Genomic DNA, 13,348 nt, shown 5'->3' on the forward strand with positions numbered 1-13,348 from the left:
GCCCGCGAGGTCAAGGCAGCCGGTGGTATTTCAGCGGCAGCAGGTCGGAGGGGTGATAGGCACGCAGGCCCTGTTCCGGATCGGCCAGCAGCACGCGGGCCTCGGGCGCGAAATCGCGCAGCATCTCGCGGCAGATACCGCAGGGCGCCACGATCTGGATCGCCTGGTTCTGTTCGGTCGGACGCGGATGACGCACCGATACGATGGCAGTGATCGGATCGCCGGCTCCTGCCCCGTCGGCCATGGCCTGCCCCACCGCCACGGCCTCGGCACAGACCGAAGCGCGGCCGACATAGGTATCCAGATGCAGGCCGGTGACGATTTTGCCCGAGCGCGTGCGCAAAGCCGCCGCGATGTGATGCCGGCCGACCGCATAACGCCGCTTGATCAGCGCCGTGGCGGCGTCGATCAGGGCCTGGTCTTCGGATGCGATCGCGGCCGTCATGGTCAGCCGAGCTGGGCCAGCGCTTCGGCCAGCTTTTCGGCCATGGCGCCATGGCCGGCGCGGCGCTCGCGCTGTTCCTCGACCACGGCTTCCGGTGCACGCGCCACAAAGGCGGCATCGCCCAGCTTGGCGTCGATCTTGGCGATCTCGGCCAGGGCCTTGTCGCGCTCCTTGGCGAGCCGCGCTTTTTCCTTGGCGATGTCGATCACATCGGCCAGCGGCAGCACGAAGGTGGTGCCGTCCACCACGATGCGCGCGCAGCCGCCACCCACGGGAGCCGCCTGCTCCATGGTGATGGTTTCGATGCGGGCCAGACGCTTGATCGGGTCGCTGTGTCGCAGCAGGCGGCGGATCAGCTCGGGATCGTCGCCCACGCCCTGCATGGCGATCTTGGCACCGGCCGGTACGTTCAGCGCCGAACGTGCGCCGCGCACCGCTTCGATCAGACGGATCAGCCAGTCGATCTCGACCGAGGCCGCCTTGTCTTCCGCGCGGGCGCCGTCGGTCGGCCAGTCGCGCAGCATCAGGAAGCCACCGGGTGCGCCGTACAGCTTCTCCCAGAGCTCTTCCGTCACGAAGGGCATGAAGGGGTGCAGAAGATGAATGAGCTGGCGCAGAACATAGGCGCAGGTGGCCTGCGTCTCGGCCTTGAGGGCATCGTCCTCGCCGGTCAGCGCCGGCTTGATCAGCTCAAGATACCAGTCGCAGAAGGTGCCCCAGGTGAAGTGATACAGCGCACCTGCGGCCTCGTTGAACTTGTAGGCCTCCAGCGCGGCGTCCACGTCGCGCACCACCTGGCCCAGCCGGCCGAGAATCCACTTGTTGACCGTGCCCTGCGCCGCTTTCGGATCGAAATTGTCGGGCAGCGCACAGCCGTTCATCTCGGCAAAGCGGGCTGCGTTCCACAGCTTGGTGGCGAAGTTGCGGTAGCCCTCGACGCGCTGTTCCGACATCTTCACGTCGCGGCCCTGGGCGGCGAAGATGGAAAGCGTGAAGCGGAGGGCATCGGCGCCGTATTTGTCGATGATGTCGAGCGGGTCCATCACGTTGCCCTTCGACTTCGACATCTTCTGGCCCTTCTCGTCGCGGACCAGGGCATGGATGTAGACCGTGTGGAACGGCGCTTTCTTTGTGAAGTGCAGCCCCATCATGATCATGCGGGCGACCCAGAAGAAGATGATGTCGAAGCCGGTGACCAGCACGTCGGTCGGGTAATGCGACTTCAGCACCGGCGTCTGCTCGGGCCAGCCCAGCGTGGAGAACGGCCACAGCGCCGACGAGAACCAGGTGTCGAGCACGTCCTCGTCGCGCGTCAGCGTCACCGCCTTGCCGTAATGCCTGTCGGCCTCGGCCTGCGCCTCGGCCTCGTCATGGGCGACGAAGACCTTGCCATCCGGCCCGTACCAGGCCGGAATCTGATGCCCCCACCAGAGCTGGCGCGAGATGCACCAGGGCTGGATGTTGCGCATCCATTCGAAATAGGTCTTTTCCCAGTTCTTCGGCACGAACTGGATGTCGCCCTTCTCCACTGCTTCGATGGCCGGTTTCGCCAGCACGGCGGCGTTGACATACCACTGTTCGGTCAGCCACGGCTCGATCACCACCTGCGAACGGTCGCCATGCGGCACCATGTGGGTATTGGGTTCGATCTTCTCGACCAGACCCAGTTCCTCGAGCTCGGCGACGATCTGCTTGCGCGCCTTGAACCGCTCCAGCCCGCGGTACTTCTCCGGCACGTTCTCGTTCAGATGGGCGTGCTTGTCGAAGATGTTGATCATTTCGAGGTTATGGCGTTTGCCCACCTCGAAGTCGTTGAAGTCATGCGCCGGCGTGATCTTCACCGCGCCCGAGCCCTTTTCGGGATCGGAATATTCGTCCGCCACGATGGGAATGCGGCGGCCGACCAGCGGCAGGATCGCGAACTTGCCGACCAGGTTCTTGTAGCGCTCGTCTTCTGGATGCACCGCGATGCCGGTATCGCCCAGCATCGTCTCGGGCCGCGTGGTCGCCACCGTGATGAAGGTGTCGGCCATGCCCTCGATGGAATAGCGGAAATACCACAGATGCGACTTCACCTCATGCTGCTCGACCTCAAGGTCCGAGATCGCGGTCAGCAGCTTGGGGTCCCAGTTCACCAGGCGCTGGTCCTTGTAGATCAGGCCTTCGCGGTAGAGTTCGACGAACACCTTGCGCACGGCGGCCGACAGACCGTCGTCCATGGTGAAGCGTTCGCGGCTCCAGTCGCAGCTTTCGCCCAGGCGACGCTGCTGGCCGGTGATCATGCCGCCGGATTCCGCCTTCCAGTCCCAGACGCGCCGCACGAAGGCGTCGCGCCCCATCTGGTGACGGTTCATCTGCTTTTCGGCCAGCTGGCGCTCCACCACCATCTGGGTGGCGATGCCGGCATGGTCGGTGCCCGGCTGCCACAGCGCGTCGCGGCCGCGCATGCGCTGCCAGCGGATCAGCACGTCCTGCAGGGTGTGGTTCAGCGCATGGCCCATATGCAGGCTGCCGGTCACGTTCGGCGGCGGCAGGGCAATCGTGTAGGGCTTGCCCGACTTCACGCCATGCTTGAACGCACCGCTCTCTTCCCAGGCCTTGTACAGGCGGGCTTCGACATCCTGCGGGGAATAGGTCTTGTCCAACATGGGCGCAAACTCAGGTCTGGCGTATCAGGGGGTAAAGCTGGGAAAGGGCCGAAAATAAAGACGATCCGGGCCCGCAAGTCCAGACTTGCGCGCCGGCGCGGGGCTTTAAACAGGCCCGGAAAAACCGGTTTTAGAGGTGATCCTGCTCTTCTTCCGCCTGGATGGTCAGACGGGCGACCTCGCGCTCGACGATGCGCTGGACGATGGTGGCCAGATGGGCGTCCAGCCATTCCTTCAGCATCGGACGCAGCAGTTCCTTGACCAGTTCCTCCAGCGTGCGCTGGGAATTGCCCATGGCCATGGCGCGCGAACCGGCCACGGCGCTGGAGAGCTGGCCCAGATGGGCGGCGGCACGGCTGGCGATCGGTGCGGAAACCAGACCCTCCACATCCTCGCGCACCACATCTGTGAGTTCGAGAATGTCTTCCCGCGGCGGCGGCGGCCGCATGGCGGACCGGCGCGGCGGCGGAGGCGGCGGCGGAGGTTCGTAAGCCTCGGGCTCCGGCTCGGGCTCGGGCGCTGCCATCATGGCCGGTTCCGGCTCGGGCTCGGGCTCCGGCATCGGCTCGGGCTCGAAAGCCGCTTCAGGCTCGGGCTCGGGCTCCGGCTCGGGTTCCGGAGCCGCCATCATCGGTTCAGGTTCGAATTCCGGTTCGGGTGCGGCAGCGGGCGGCGCAGCCGGCTCCTCGGCAGGCGGGGGCTGCTGATCGGCTCCGTCCTCGGAAATGATCCGACGGATGGAGGCAAGGATTTCCTCCATTGTCGGTTCATTCTGACCAGCTTTTGGGTCGCTCATCCCTCGCCCGACACATCCTGCCCCGGGACCGATGACGATCCGGAGGGCGCATTACATTCTGGCGGCAGCCGGAAACCGTGACGGACGGCCATCGCAACGATGCAGGCCACCGCCCGAATCACAGGCCAATGGTATGCGCAGGAAAGATAACCGAACTGTTAACCTGGGTTAAGGGATTTTTCCCCAAATTCCCGGCCCGGCTGCGCTTTTTCCCGATTCGCGGCTGAATCCGGTGGCCTCACTCGGCCGTCAGGCCACCATCCGTGCCGAACCACTTGTCGCGCACGCGCTTATAGTTCGTCTCGGGGTCGTAATAGTCGACCGGCAGGGCAAGCTGGCGTGCGCCAAGCCGGCCGACGGCCGACAGCAGCGTGAAGCCCGCAACATACTCGTCGCGCCGGGCGCGCACTTCCGCCACTCGCGCATCGAGATATTCCTGCTCCTGGTCCAGCACGTCCAGCGTGGTGCGCGAACCGACCTCGGCTTCCTGCTGCACGCCTTCCAGCGCGATGCGGGCGGCTTCCACCTGCGCCCGGCGCGCGGTGATGTTGGAACGCGCGGTACTGAGGTTTTCCCAGGCCTGCGTCACCGACTGGCGTACGCTGCGGCGCTGCTCCTCGACCTGGATGCGGCGCTGGTTGTGCGTCTGCTTGCGCTGGCGCGTCTGGCTGTAGATCGAACCGCCCTCATACAGAGGCATGGTGACTGAAAGCGCGATCCTGGCTGACTCGGTTTCCAGATTGGCGCGAGAGGTCTCGTCTGCCTTGCTCAGGGTGCCGTTCAGCGACACGGTCGGCAGCAATCCGCCTGAGATCGTGCGCACGTCGTACTTGGCGGCAACCTCGCGGAAGCGCGCGCCAAGCAGATCCGGGTTGTCTTCGTAGGCAATCGCCAGCGCCTCGTCCTCGTTGGCCGGCAGTTGCGGCAGCGGCGGCGGCTGCACCAGCGTGCCGGGCGTTTCGCCCATCACGCGGGCCAGCACGGCGCGCGACGAGATCAGCGCGCCCTCGGCCGAGATGCGGTCCGCGGTGGCGCGGCTGAGGCGCGATTCCGACTGGGCAACGTCGGTGCGCGTGATTTCACCGACGCGGAAACGTTCCCGCGTCGCCTCAAGCTGGCGGCGCAATACTTCCTCGTTATTGCGGTTGAGCTCCAGCACCGCCTGGTTCTGCACCACGTCCATGTAAGCGGTAACGGCATCCAGCAACACGCGACGTTCGGTGCTGGCCAGGTCCTGGCGACCCGCCAGAACCAGCGCCTCGGCGGACTCGGTGGCCGACTCCGTGCGGCCGCCGCGATACAGCGGCTGCGACACGGAAAGCTGCAGCGTGCGCGGCGAGATCGTATCGCTGGGATTGCTCGTGGTCGAGGGATCGAAGTCCTGGCGCAGCCTGCCGGCCTCGCCGGTCAGGTTGACGGTCGGCCGCCAGTTGGACAATGCCTGCGGCACGCCTTCATCCGTGGCACGCAGCGCGGCGCGCGCGGCCAGCAGGGTCGGATTGTTGTTGTAGGCCGCGCTCAGCGCGTCGTTCAGCGACTGCGCGGCTGCCGGCTGCACGATTGCAAGACATCCCAGCGCCAGCGCCGAGGCCAGCAAAGCAGATTTGAAGCTCATTACGCCCACCTGTCCTTTTTCGTTCACCCCGTAAGCCGCGTCGAGCCCCGTTCGTATTCCCTGGAATCTTGCTTATTGGTTATCGTTGTTTTCCACGCACTCAATACTTCGCCAGCGACGGATCGATCTGCTCCGCCCAGGCATGGATGCCGCCGGCAAGATTGATCGCCTGCGCAAATCCATTCTGCCTCAGCCAGGTGGTCACCTGCCGGCTGCGGCCGCCATGATGGCACATCACCACCAGCGGCTTGTCCTGCGGCAGTTCCCCGACATGATCTGGTACCTGCCGCATCGGGATGTGGCGGGCGCCATCAAGAGAAACCGTCGCCACTTCCCAATCCTCGCGCACATCGAGCACCAGCACGTCGCGGCCCGCCTTGCGCCAGGCATTCAGTTCGTCGACGCCGATCTCGACTGGCTGCTCGGTCTGCGACATCGGCTCAGAACACGAAACCGGCCGGACGGTCGAAGCCGGGCAGCGGCGGCGTGCCGGCATCGAACAGGACCCGCTGCGGGAACAGATCGCCGCTGCGTTTCACCAGAACAGCCTGCCCGATCGGTGCACCGGCCGGACGCACGACGCCGACCAGCCGTCCGCCATCGGCGAGCTGGGCCAGCAGGGCGGCGGGAATTTCCGGCACCGCGCCGGCCAGAAGGATCACATTGAACGGGCCCTGCTTGGCGAGGCCGTCCTTGAGCGGACCTTCCACGATGGCCGTATTATCGATGCCGAGCGCCTGAAGGGTCTGCCCGGCCTGCTGGGCCATGGCAGGGTCGGTTTCCAGGCCGATCACGGTGCTGCAAAGACGGGCGAGGATGCCGACCTCGTAGCCTGCGCTGCAGCCCACAACCAGGGCGACTTCGCCGGCCTGGACCTCGGCCTCCTGGAGCAGGCGGGCCAGCACCATCGGTTCCATCAGGTAGCGACCAGGGGCGACCGCCACGTCCTCATCCATATAGGCGACCCCGCGATAGGCCTTGGGAACGAACTGTTCCCGCGGCAGCGCCGCCATGGCGGCGATCAACTGCTCGTCGATCACCTTGTTGGGGCGCAGTTGGGTCAGCACCATCTGGCGGCGCGCTTCGGCGAAGTGGCGGTCGGCTTGGGCCATGGGGTCGGAATCCGGGCTGGAACGCGGGTATTGGACGTGGCGAATACAGGCGCCGTTTATAATGCTGCAATGCCGCAAAAACAATGCCCGTATTATGGGTTAGCCCAGATCGCCAAGCCGCGGCGTGACCGGCGTCACGCCGCGTCCCGCCCCGGCGCGGGCGGCCGGAAACCCTTGACCCCACAGGGCTTGAACCCTTAGTAAGAGGCCGCGTTCTCAAGGTCCGGTGGCGGAGTGGTGACGCAGCGGACTGCAAATCCGCGTACGCCGGTTCAATTCCGGCCCGGACCTCCACTTTCCCGACAAAAAAGCTCCCTGTTGCCCCCGGAGCCAGCGGAATTGGCCTTTCCGGCTGCCGCCTCCCTAGCAATTGCCCCCTCTTCTATACCCGCCTTTCGCCCCTTATCTTATTGATAGGCCGCGACTCGCGGCAGGAGGCGACGATGAAAATCATCGGTTACGGCAAGGACAAGGTCGACCATTTCGTGAGCAAGGACATGCTGGACCGCGAGTCCGCGCGCAAGCTTCAGAAATTCCTTGAAGAAATCGAAATGGGCATTTTCAGCGCCAACCGCGAGGTGATGCGGAAGGCGGTCCCTGAGCTGAACCGGGAATCCTTCATGGCCTTCGCCGTCCGCGTGGCCGAGGCCCGCGCCCGCTACGTGAAAATCGCCCTCGAACTCTCCAACATCACAAATCCCTCGGCCGAGGACATCGCCCGGCTGAAGGCCGCCCGCGAGGCGAACGACGAGATGGTGCATGCCTTCGAGGCGACCAAGCGCGTGATCGAGCGCGGCTATACCATCCTCGCCCGCTAGCCGGCCTCGGCAAAGGGAGACGTGCCGCTCGCCGGCTCAAAGACGATCTGCCAGGGCCGCAGGGTCGCCGTCAGCAGCCCGGACTGCACGGCCGGATCGCGCTCCATCATGTCGCGGGCCGCGGCCTCGTCGTCACTGTCCAGCACCGCGATACCGCCGCCGGCTTCGTCGCGAAACAGGCCGGCCATCAGCAGTTTTCCGCCCTGCATCAGTCCCTGCAGGTAGATCTGATGATCGTAAAGCGCCTGTTTCGGCGGCGCCTCCCCTGCCGGCCAGGCCGGACCCCGCTGGTAATCGATCCAGTAGACCGGCCGTGGCCTCGGCATCCCCCGCTCCGTCAGCTTTCCCTGCCCGCCGCCCAATCCTGCGCCCGCTGCAGGGCCTGCGGATCGATCCGCGTCTCCCCCAACTGGCGCATGAGCGTGGCGAGATCGTAATAGAACCGTTCTTCCACGAACAGCCCGTCGCGGAATTTCACGAACACCGTGAATGGCAGAACAAAGGACCGGCCAGTGGCCGCCAGACCGAGGAATTCCCCGACGTGGCGACCGGCGTATCGTGGCTCGGCGATGTAGGTCTCGTCATCGAGCCAATGCGCAACGCCCTGTGGATTGCGCTCCACGACATTGCCGAAGGCGGTCCACCATTGCCGATAATGCCGCTCGGCGCCGGCAAGACCGGGGAAAACCTGGCCGGTAGCCATGTCGCGGAAGACGCAATCGGGATGAATGGTGGCCAGGGTGCCCGCCATGTCATGGGCATTCTCAGCCCCCAGGTGGCGAAACAGCATTGGCTGGTTGGGGCGCGGCGAGACAGACTGGTTCATGGGGGCCTCCTCAGGCATATGAGCGACAGACGCGCCGGGCCAAGCGCCTGTGACAGTCATGCCTTGTTCGGCGGGCGTTAACCGGGCATGATTTCTGTCTCCCTCGCCCTAGATCCTCGTCATGACCACACAGAAAACGTCTGCCGCCTTGCCCGCCTCCATCGACGAAGTCGAATCCCTGCTTGGGCGTGGCGATTACGTCGCTGACCGCTCGCTGGCGACCACGCTGTTCCTGGCCCTGAAGATGGGTCGGCCACTGTTCCTCGAAGGCGAAGCCGGCGTGGGCAAGACCGAGATCGCAAAGGTGCTGGCCACCACGCTGAAGCGCCGGCTGGTGCGGCTGCAATGCTACGAGGGCCTTGACCTCGCCTCGGCCGTCTACGAGTGGAACTATCCCCGTCAAATGCTAGAAATCCGCCTGGCCGAGGCCACCGGCGAGGGCGACAAGGGCAGCCTGAGTCACGACCTGTTCAGCGCCGATTTCCTGATCGAGCGGCCGCTGCTGCAGGCGCTGAAGCCCGATCCGAACGGCGCCCCGGTTCTGCTGATCGACGAACTCGACCGCACCGACGAGCCTTTCGAAGCCTATCTGCTGGAAGTGCTGTCGGATTTTCAGATCACCATCCCTGAAGTCGGCACGGTGAAGGCACCCGAGCCGCCCATCGTGATCATCACCTCGAACCGCACGCGCGAAATCCACGACGCGCTGAAACGCCGCTGCCTGTATTACTGGGTGGATTATCCCAGCGCCGAGCGCGAACTGGCGATCCTGCAGCGCAAGGTGCCCGGCGCGCCGCAGCGCCTGAGCCGCGAGATCGTCGCCTTCGTGCAGCATCTGCGCGAGACCGAGCTGTTCAAGCTGCCCGGCGTGGCCGAGACCATCGACTGGACTCGTGCGCTGGCCTTCCTCGACAAGGTGGCACTCGATCCGGAGACGATCGACAATACGCTTGGCGTCCTGCTGAAATACCAGGACGACATCGCCAAGATGAAGGGCTCCGAAGCGGCGGCGATCCTGCGCCAGGTGCAGCAGGACATGGCCGCGCTGGGCGCCTGAACGGCGGCGGGACAGGCGCGCCATGACGATGCTGCCCGCTCCACCCACTGGCGATCAGGGCGGCGCCTTTGCCGAAAACATCGTGCATTTCGTGCGCCTTTTGCGCGCCTCGGGTCTGCGGCTCGGCCCCGGCAAGGCCATCGACGCCGTGCGCGCGGTGGAAGCCGCCGGCATCCGGCGGCGCGACGACCTCTACTGGACACTGTTCTCGGTGCTGGTGAACCGGCGCGACCAGCGCGAGCTGTTCGACCAGGCCTTCCACATCTTCTGGCGCGATCCGAAGATCCTGGAACGCATGATGAGCCTGCTGCTGCCCGAAGCAGAAGGCACGGCGGAGCCGAAGAAGAACCCCACTTCGCAGCGCCTGCGGCAGGCCCTGCTGCCCGGACGCGGCGAGAGCAGGCCGGCTGGCGAACCAAAGGAAGTGGAGATTGATGCCACGCTGACCTTCTCGGCCGATGAATTGCTGCAGAAAAAGGACTTCGCCGAAATGTCGGCCGAGGAACTGGAGCAGGCTAAGAAGGCGTTGGTACGGATCGAATGGCCGTTCCGGCCGCAGCGCGTGCGCCGCCTGAAGCCCGATGATCGCGGCCACCGCATCGACCTGCGCGCCAGCCTTCAGGCTTCCATGCGCACCGGCGGCGCGATCATTCCGCTCAAGCGCAAGAGCCCGGCGCAACGCCCGCCGCCGCTGGTGGTGCTGTGCGATATTTCCGGTTCGATGAGTCAGTACAGCCGCATGTTCCTGCATTTCATGCATGCCCTGACCAACGACCGCGCGCGCGTGCACAGCTTCCTGTTCGGCACGCGGCTGACCAATATCAGCCGCCTGCTGCGCCAGCGCGACGTGGACAAGGCGCTGGCTGCCGTGAGCGAGAAGGTGCCCGACTGGTCCGGCGGTACGCGGATCGGCGCCACGCTGGAGGAATTCAACCGGCTGTGGTCGCGCCGGGTGCTGGGTCAGGGCGCCATCGTGCTGCTGCTGACCGACGGGCTGGATCGCGAGGGCGGCAAGGGCCTGGCGCGCGAGATCGAGCGGCTGCACAAATCCTGCCGCCGGCTGATCTGGCTCAACCCGCTGCTGCGCTGGGACGGTTTCGAGCCTAAGGCCGCCGGCATCCGCGCCATCCTGCCCCAGGTTGACGATTTCCGTCCGGTTCACAATCTTAGCTCCATTGCCGATCTGGCCGCCGCGCTGAGCCATGCCAGCGATGCCGGCAACCGGCTGAAATCGAACCTCGCGAGGATGGCCGCATGAGCGCTGATCCGACTGACGACGTGCTGGGCACCGCCCTGGACTGGAAACGTGCGGGCAAGGGCGTGGCACTGGCTACCGTGGTCACCACCTGGGGCTCGGCGCCGCGACCGGTGGGCAGCCAGTTGGCGGTGGATGATCAAGGCACGTTCATCGGCTCGGTCTCGGGCGGCTGCATCGAAGGCGCGGTGGTGACCGAGGCGTTGGATGCCATCGCCGACGGCAAGCCGCGCATGCTGGATTTCGGCGTGAGTGATGCCCAGGCATGGGAAGTCGGGCTGGCTTGCGGCGGCAAGATACAGATTTTTGTCGAGCGGCTGGACGGATGAAACAGGAAATCCTCGAACAGCTGCAGCAGGACCGCGCCGAGAAGCGGCCGGTGGTATTGGCCACCTTCCTGAAAACCGGTGAACAGCGTCTGCTGTATCTCTATGGCAAGAAGGGACTCAAGGACATCGATCCGCGCATCGGCGAGGCGGCACGCGCCGCCCTGCTGGAAGACAAGGCGCGCACGGTGGAAACCGAACAGGGCCCCCTCTTCCTCAATGTGTTCAATCCGCCGCTGCGCCTGATCCTGGTCGGGGCGGTGCATATCGCCCAGGCCCTGGTACCGATGGCGCAATTAGCCGGTTACGAGGTGGCGGTTATCGATCCGCGCAGTGCCTTCGGATCGCCCGAGCGTTTCCCCGGCGTGATCCTGTCGAACGACTGGCCCGACGAGGCCATGGCGCAGATGAAGCTCGACCTTCGTACTGCCGTGGTGACTCTGACACATGACCCCAAGATCGACGATCCGGCGCTGATCTCGGCGCTGAAGTCCGACGTGTTCTACATCGGTGCGCTGGGCAGCAAGAAAACCCATGCCTCGCGGCTGGAACGCCTGACCGCCGCCGGCTTCGGACCCGACGATTTCGCCCGCATCCACGGCCCGGTCGGCCTGAGCATCGGCGCAAAATCGCCGGCCGAGATCGCCATCTCGATCCTGGCGCAGATGACGGCGGCCCTGCGCCAGCCCTCGCAAGCTTCCAACGTGGCGGCCTGATCATGTTTTTTGGCCCCGTGCCGGTGCGCGAGGCGACCGGCGGCATTCTTGGCCACAGCGTCAGCGCCGGCAGCGAACGCTTCAAGAAAGGCCGCGTCCTGAGTCCGGCGGATATCGATACGCTGGCCCAGGCCGGGCATCGCGAAATCTATATCGCGCGGCTGGACGAGACCGATATGCCGGAAGACGAAGCCGCCCGGCGCGTCGCCACGGCGATTGCCGGCCCGCAGGCGCGCGTTGCCGCCGCCTTCACCGGCCGCGCCAATCTTTATGCCGACGCGGCCGGCCTAGTCCGCGTCGACCGGGCTCGGCTCGATGCCCTCAACGAACTGCACGAAGCCCTCACCGTCGCCTGCCTTGCCGATTACGAGATGGTCGAGGCCGGCCAGATGCTGGCGACCGTAAAGATCATCCCCTTTGCCGCACCGCGGGCCGTGATCGAGCAGGCAGAAGCAATACTGCGCGGCCAGCCGCCGCTGGTGCAGGTGGCGCCTTTTACGCCGCGCCGCGTCGGACTGGTGCTGACCCGCGTGGCCGACACAAAAGACAGCGTGCTGGAAAAGACCGAGGCCGCCGTTGCCCAGCGCCTCGCCCTGCTGGGCAGCCGCATCGGAGAAACCCGCATCGTTCCTCACGCCGAAGCGACGGTCGCCGCGGCCATAGCCGATCTCAAGACCGCCGGCTGCGCACCGATCCTGGTCTTCGGCGCCTCGGCCACGGTGGACCGCCATGATGTGGTACCCGCCGGCCTGACGCGGGCGGGTGGCGAGGTTCTGCATTTCGGCATGCCGGTCGATCCCGGAAACCTGCTGATGCTGGGCCGGCACGAGACGGTGCCGGTGGTGGGCGTGCCGGGCTGTGCGCGGTCGCCCAAGCTGAACGGCTTCGACTGGGTGCTGCAGCGGCTTTGCGCCGGCCTGGAGATCGGCCGGCACGACATCATGCGGATGGGCGGCGGCGGCCTGCTGAAAGAAATCCCCAGCCGGCCCATGCCGCGTGAACAAGGATCGCGCAGCAGCGCCCCGACGGGCAGCGGCGCGCCGCGGCGGCCGAAAATCGCGGCCCTGATCATGGCAGCGGGCCTGTCGCGGCGTTTCGGCTCAGGCCACAAACTGCTGGCCGATCTGGAAGGCCGGCCGGTGATCCGCCATGTGGTGGAGAATGTGCTGGCTTCGTCGGCCAGGCCGGTCCTGCTGGTCACCGGCCATCAGGCCGATGCGGTTCGCCAGGCCGCCGGACCGGAAGTCCAGGCAATCCATAACCCCGCCTATGCCGAGGGCCTGGCCTCCTCCCTGCGCGCCGGGCTGAGCGCCCTGCCGGCGGGCCTCGACGGGGTTTTGGTCTGCCTGGGCGACATGCCCGACGTACCGGCCGAGACGCTGGAGAGGCTGATTGCCGCCTTCAATCCCCTGGAGGGACGGGCCATCTGCCTGCCGATCCATGGGGGCAAACGCGGCAACCCGACGTTGTGGGGCCTGCAATTCCTGCCGGATCTGATGCGTCTGGAAGGCGATGCCGGCGCCCGCAGCCTGTTTGGGCCGCATGCCGAATGGGTCTGCGAGGTGCCCGTGGATACGCCAGGCATTCTGAACGATTACGATACCCCAGCCATGCTTGCGGCACGACAAAGTGGTAAAGCGTGACTCCAAGTCGTTGGGCTTAATCGAATTTTATCCACAGTTCGCCTATTAACCAAGCTATCTGGCTTTTTCCGCGTGCAGGAATTTGCCATAG

Annotated in this window: 14 protein-coding genes and 1 tRNA gene; 7 read left to right on the forward strand and 8 right to left on the reverse strand. The window is 65.6% G+C overall.

Going from position 1 to position 13,348, the window contains the following annotated elements; translation table 11 throughout:
• Positions 1-10: 10 nt before the first annotated feature.
• From ACK4FK_RS10540 to ACK4FK_RS10565, 6 genes are all read right to left on the reverse strand, one after another.
• Positions 11-445 (reverse strand): cytidine deaminase, encoded by a 435-nt coding sequence (locus tag ACK4FK_RS10540; protein WP_409744870.1) that lies wholly within the window; start codon positions 443-445, stop codon positions 11-13.
• A gap of 2 nt (positions 446-447) precedes the next feature.
• Positions 448-3,093, reverse strand: a complete 2,646-nt coding sequence (locus tag ACK4FK_RS10545; protein WP_409744872.1) for a valine--tRNA ligase — start codon at positions 3,091-3,093, stop codon at positions 448-450.
• A 130-nt stretch (positions 3,094-3,223) separates the two neighbouring features.
• Positions 3,224-3,889, reverse strand: a complete 666-nt coding sequence (locus tag ACK4FK_RS10550; protein ID WP_409744874.1) for a DUF2497 domain-containing protein — start codon at positions 3,887-3,889, stop codon at positions 3,224-3,226.
• Between the two features lie 238 nt (positions 3,890-4,127).
• Positions 4,128-5,504: a TolC family outer membrane protein gene (locus ACK4FK_RS10555; RefSeq protein ID WP_409744876.1), complete on the reverse strand. Its 1,377-nt coding sequence runs from the start codon at positions 5,502-5,504 to the stop codon at positions 4,128-4,130.
• A gap of 100 nt (positions 5,505-5,604) precedes the next feature.
• A complete protein-coding gene (locus ACK4FK_RS10560; RefSeq protein ID WP_409744877.1) occupies positions 5,605-5,940 on the reverse strand; it encodes a rhodanese-like domain-containing protein in 336 nt (111 codons plus the stop codon).
• Between the two features lie 4 nt (positions 5,941-5,944).
• Positions 5,945-6,616, reverse strand: coding sequence for a protein-L-isoaspartate O-methyltransferase family protein (locus tag ACK4FK_RS10565; RefSeq protein ID WP_409744878.1), 672 nt, complete (start codon positions 6,614-6,616; stop codon positions 5,945-5,947).
• Positions 6,617-6,836: 220 nt separating this feature from the next.
• Between ACK4FK_RS10565 and ACK4FK_RS10570 the strand changes: the two genes are divergently transcribed.
• Both ACK4FK_RS10570 and ACK4FK_RS10575 read left to right on the forward strand, forming a co-directional pair.
• Positions 6,837-6,910, forward strand: a tRNA-Cys gene (locus ACK4FK_RS10570).
• Positions 6,911-7,059: 149 nt separating this feature from the next.
• Positions 7,060-7,434 (forward strand): hypothetical protein, encoded by a 375-nt coding sequence (locus ACK4FK_RS10575; RefSeq protein ID WP_409744880.1) that lies wholly within the window; start codon positions 7,060-7,062, stop codon positions 7,432-7,434.
• On the opposite strand, the gene ACK4FK_RS10580 is transcribed toward ACK4FK_RS10575, so the two are convergent.
• Positions 7,431-7,760 carry a YciI family protein gene (locus ACK4FK_RS10580; protein ID WP_409744882.1) on the reverse strand — a complete coding sequence of 110 codons (330 nt, stop codon included), beginning with the start codon at positions 7,758-7,760 and terminating at the stop codon, positions 7,431-7,433. The genes ACK4FK_RS10575 and ACK4FK_RS10580 overlap by 4 nt on opposite strands.
• An 11-nt stretch (positions 7,761-7,771) precedes the next feature.
• Positions 7,772-8,260 (reverse strand): ester cyclase, encoded by a 489-nt coding sequence (locus ACK4FK_RS10585; RefSeq protein ID WP_409744884.1) that lies wholly within the window; start codon positions 8,258-8,260, stop codon positions 7,772-7,774.
• A gap of 121 nt (positions 8,261-8,381) precedes the next feature.
• On the opposite strand from ACK4FK_RS10585, the gene ACK4FK_RS10590 reads away from it, so the two are divergent.
• From ACK4FK_RS10590 to ACK4FK_RS10610, 5 genes are read left to right on the forward strand one after another with little or no spacing between them, the layout of a single operon-like run.
• A complete protein-coding gene (locus ACK4FK_RS10590; protein WP_409744886.1) occupies positions 8,382-9,317 on the forward strand; it encodes an AAA family ATPase in 936 nt (311 codons plus the stop codon).
• 22 nt (positions 9,318-9,339) lie between these two features.
• Positions 9,340-10,575, forward strand: a complete 1,236-nt coding sequence (locus tag ACK4FK_RS10595) for a vWA domain-containing protein (RefSeq protein WP_409744888.1) — start codon at positions 9,340-9,342, stop codon at positions 10,573-10,575.
• Positions 10,572-10,901, forward strand: a complete 330-nt coding sequence (locus ACK4FK_RS10600; protein ID WP_409744890.1) for an XdhC family protein — start codon at positions 10,572-10,574, stop codon at positions 10,899-10,901. The genes ACK4FK_RS10595 and ACK4FK_RS10600 overlap by 4 nt, the downstream gene beginning before the upstream one ends.
• Positions 10,898-11,614: an XdhC family protein gene (locus ACK4FK_RS10605; protein WP_409744892.1), complete on the forward strand. Its 717-nt coding sequence runs from the start codon at positions 10,898-10,900 to the stop codon at positions 11,612-11,614. The genes ACK4FK_RS10600 and ACK4FK_RS10605 overlap by 4 nt, the downstream gene beginning before the upstream one ends.
• 2 nt (positions 11,615-11,616) lie before the next feature.
• A complete protein-coding gene (locus ACK4FK_RS10610) occupies positions 11,617-13,257 on the forward strand; it encodes an NTP transferase domain-containing protein (protein WP_409744894.1) in 1,641 nt (546 codons plus the stop codon).
• Positions 13,258-13,348 lie beyond the last annotated feature (91 nt).

Origin of the sequence: Ferrovibrio sp. (genome assembly GCF_046297895.1) — a bacterium.
Taxonomy (GTDB): Bacteria; Pseudomonadota; Alphaproteobacteria; order Ferrovibrionales; family Ferrovibrionaceae; genus Ferrovibrio.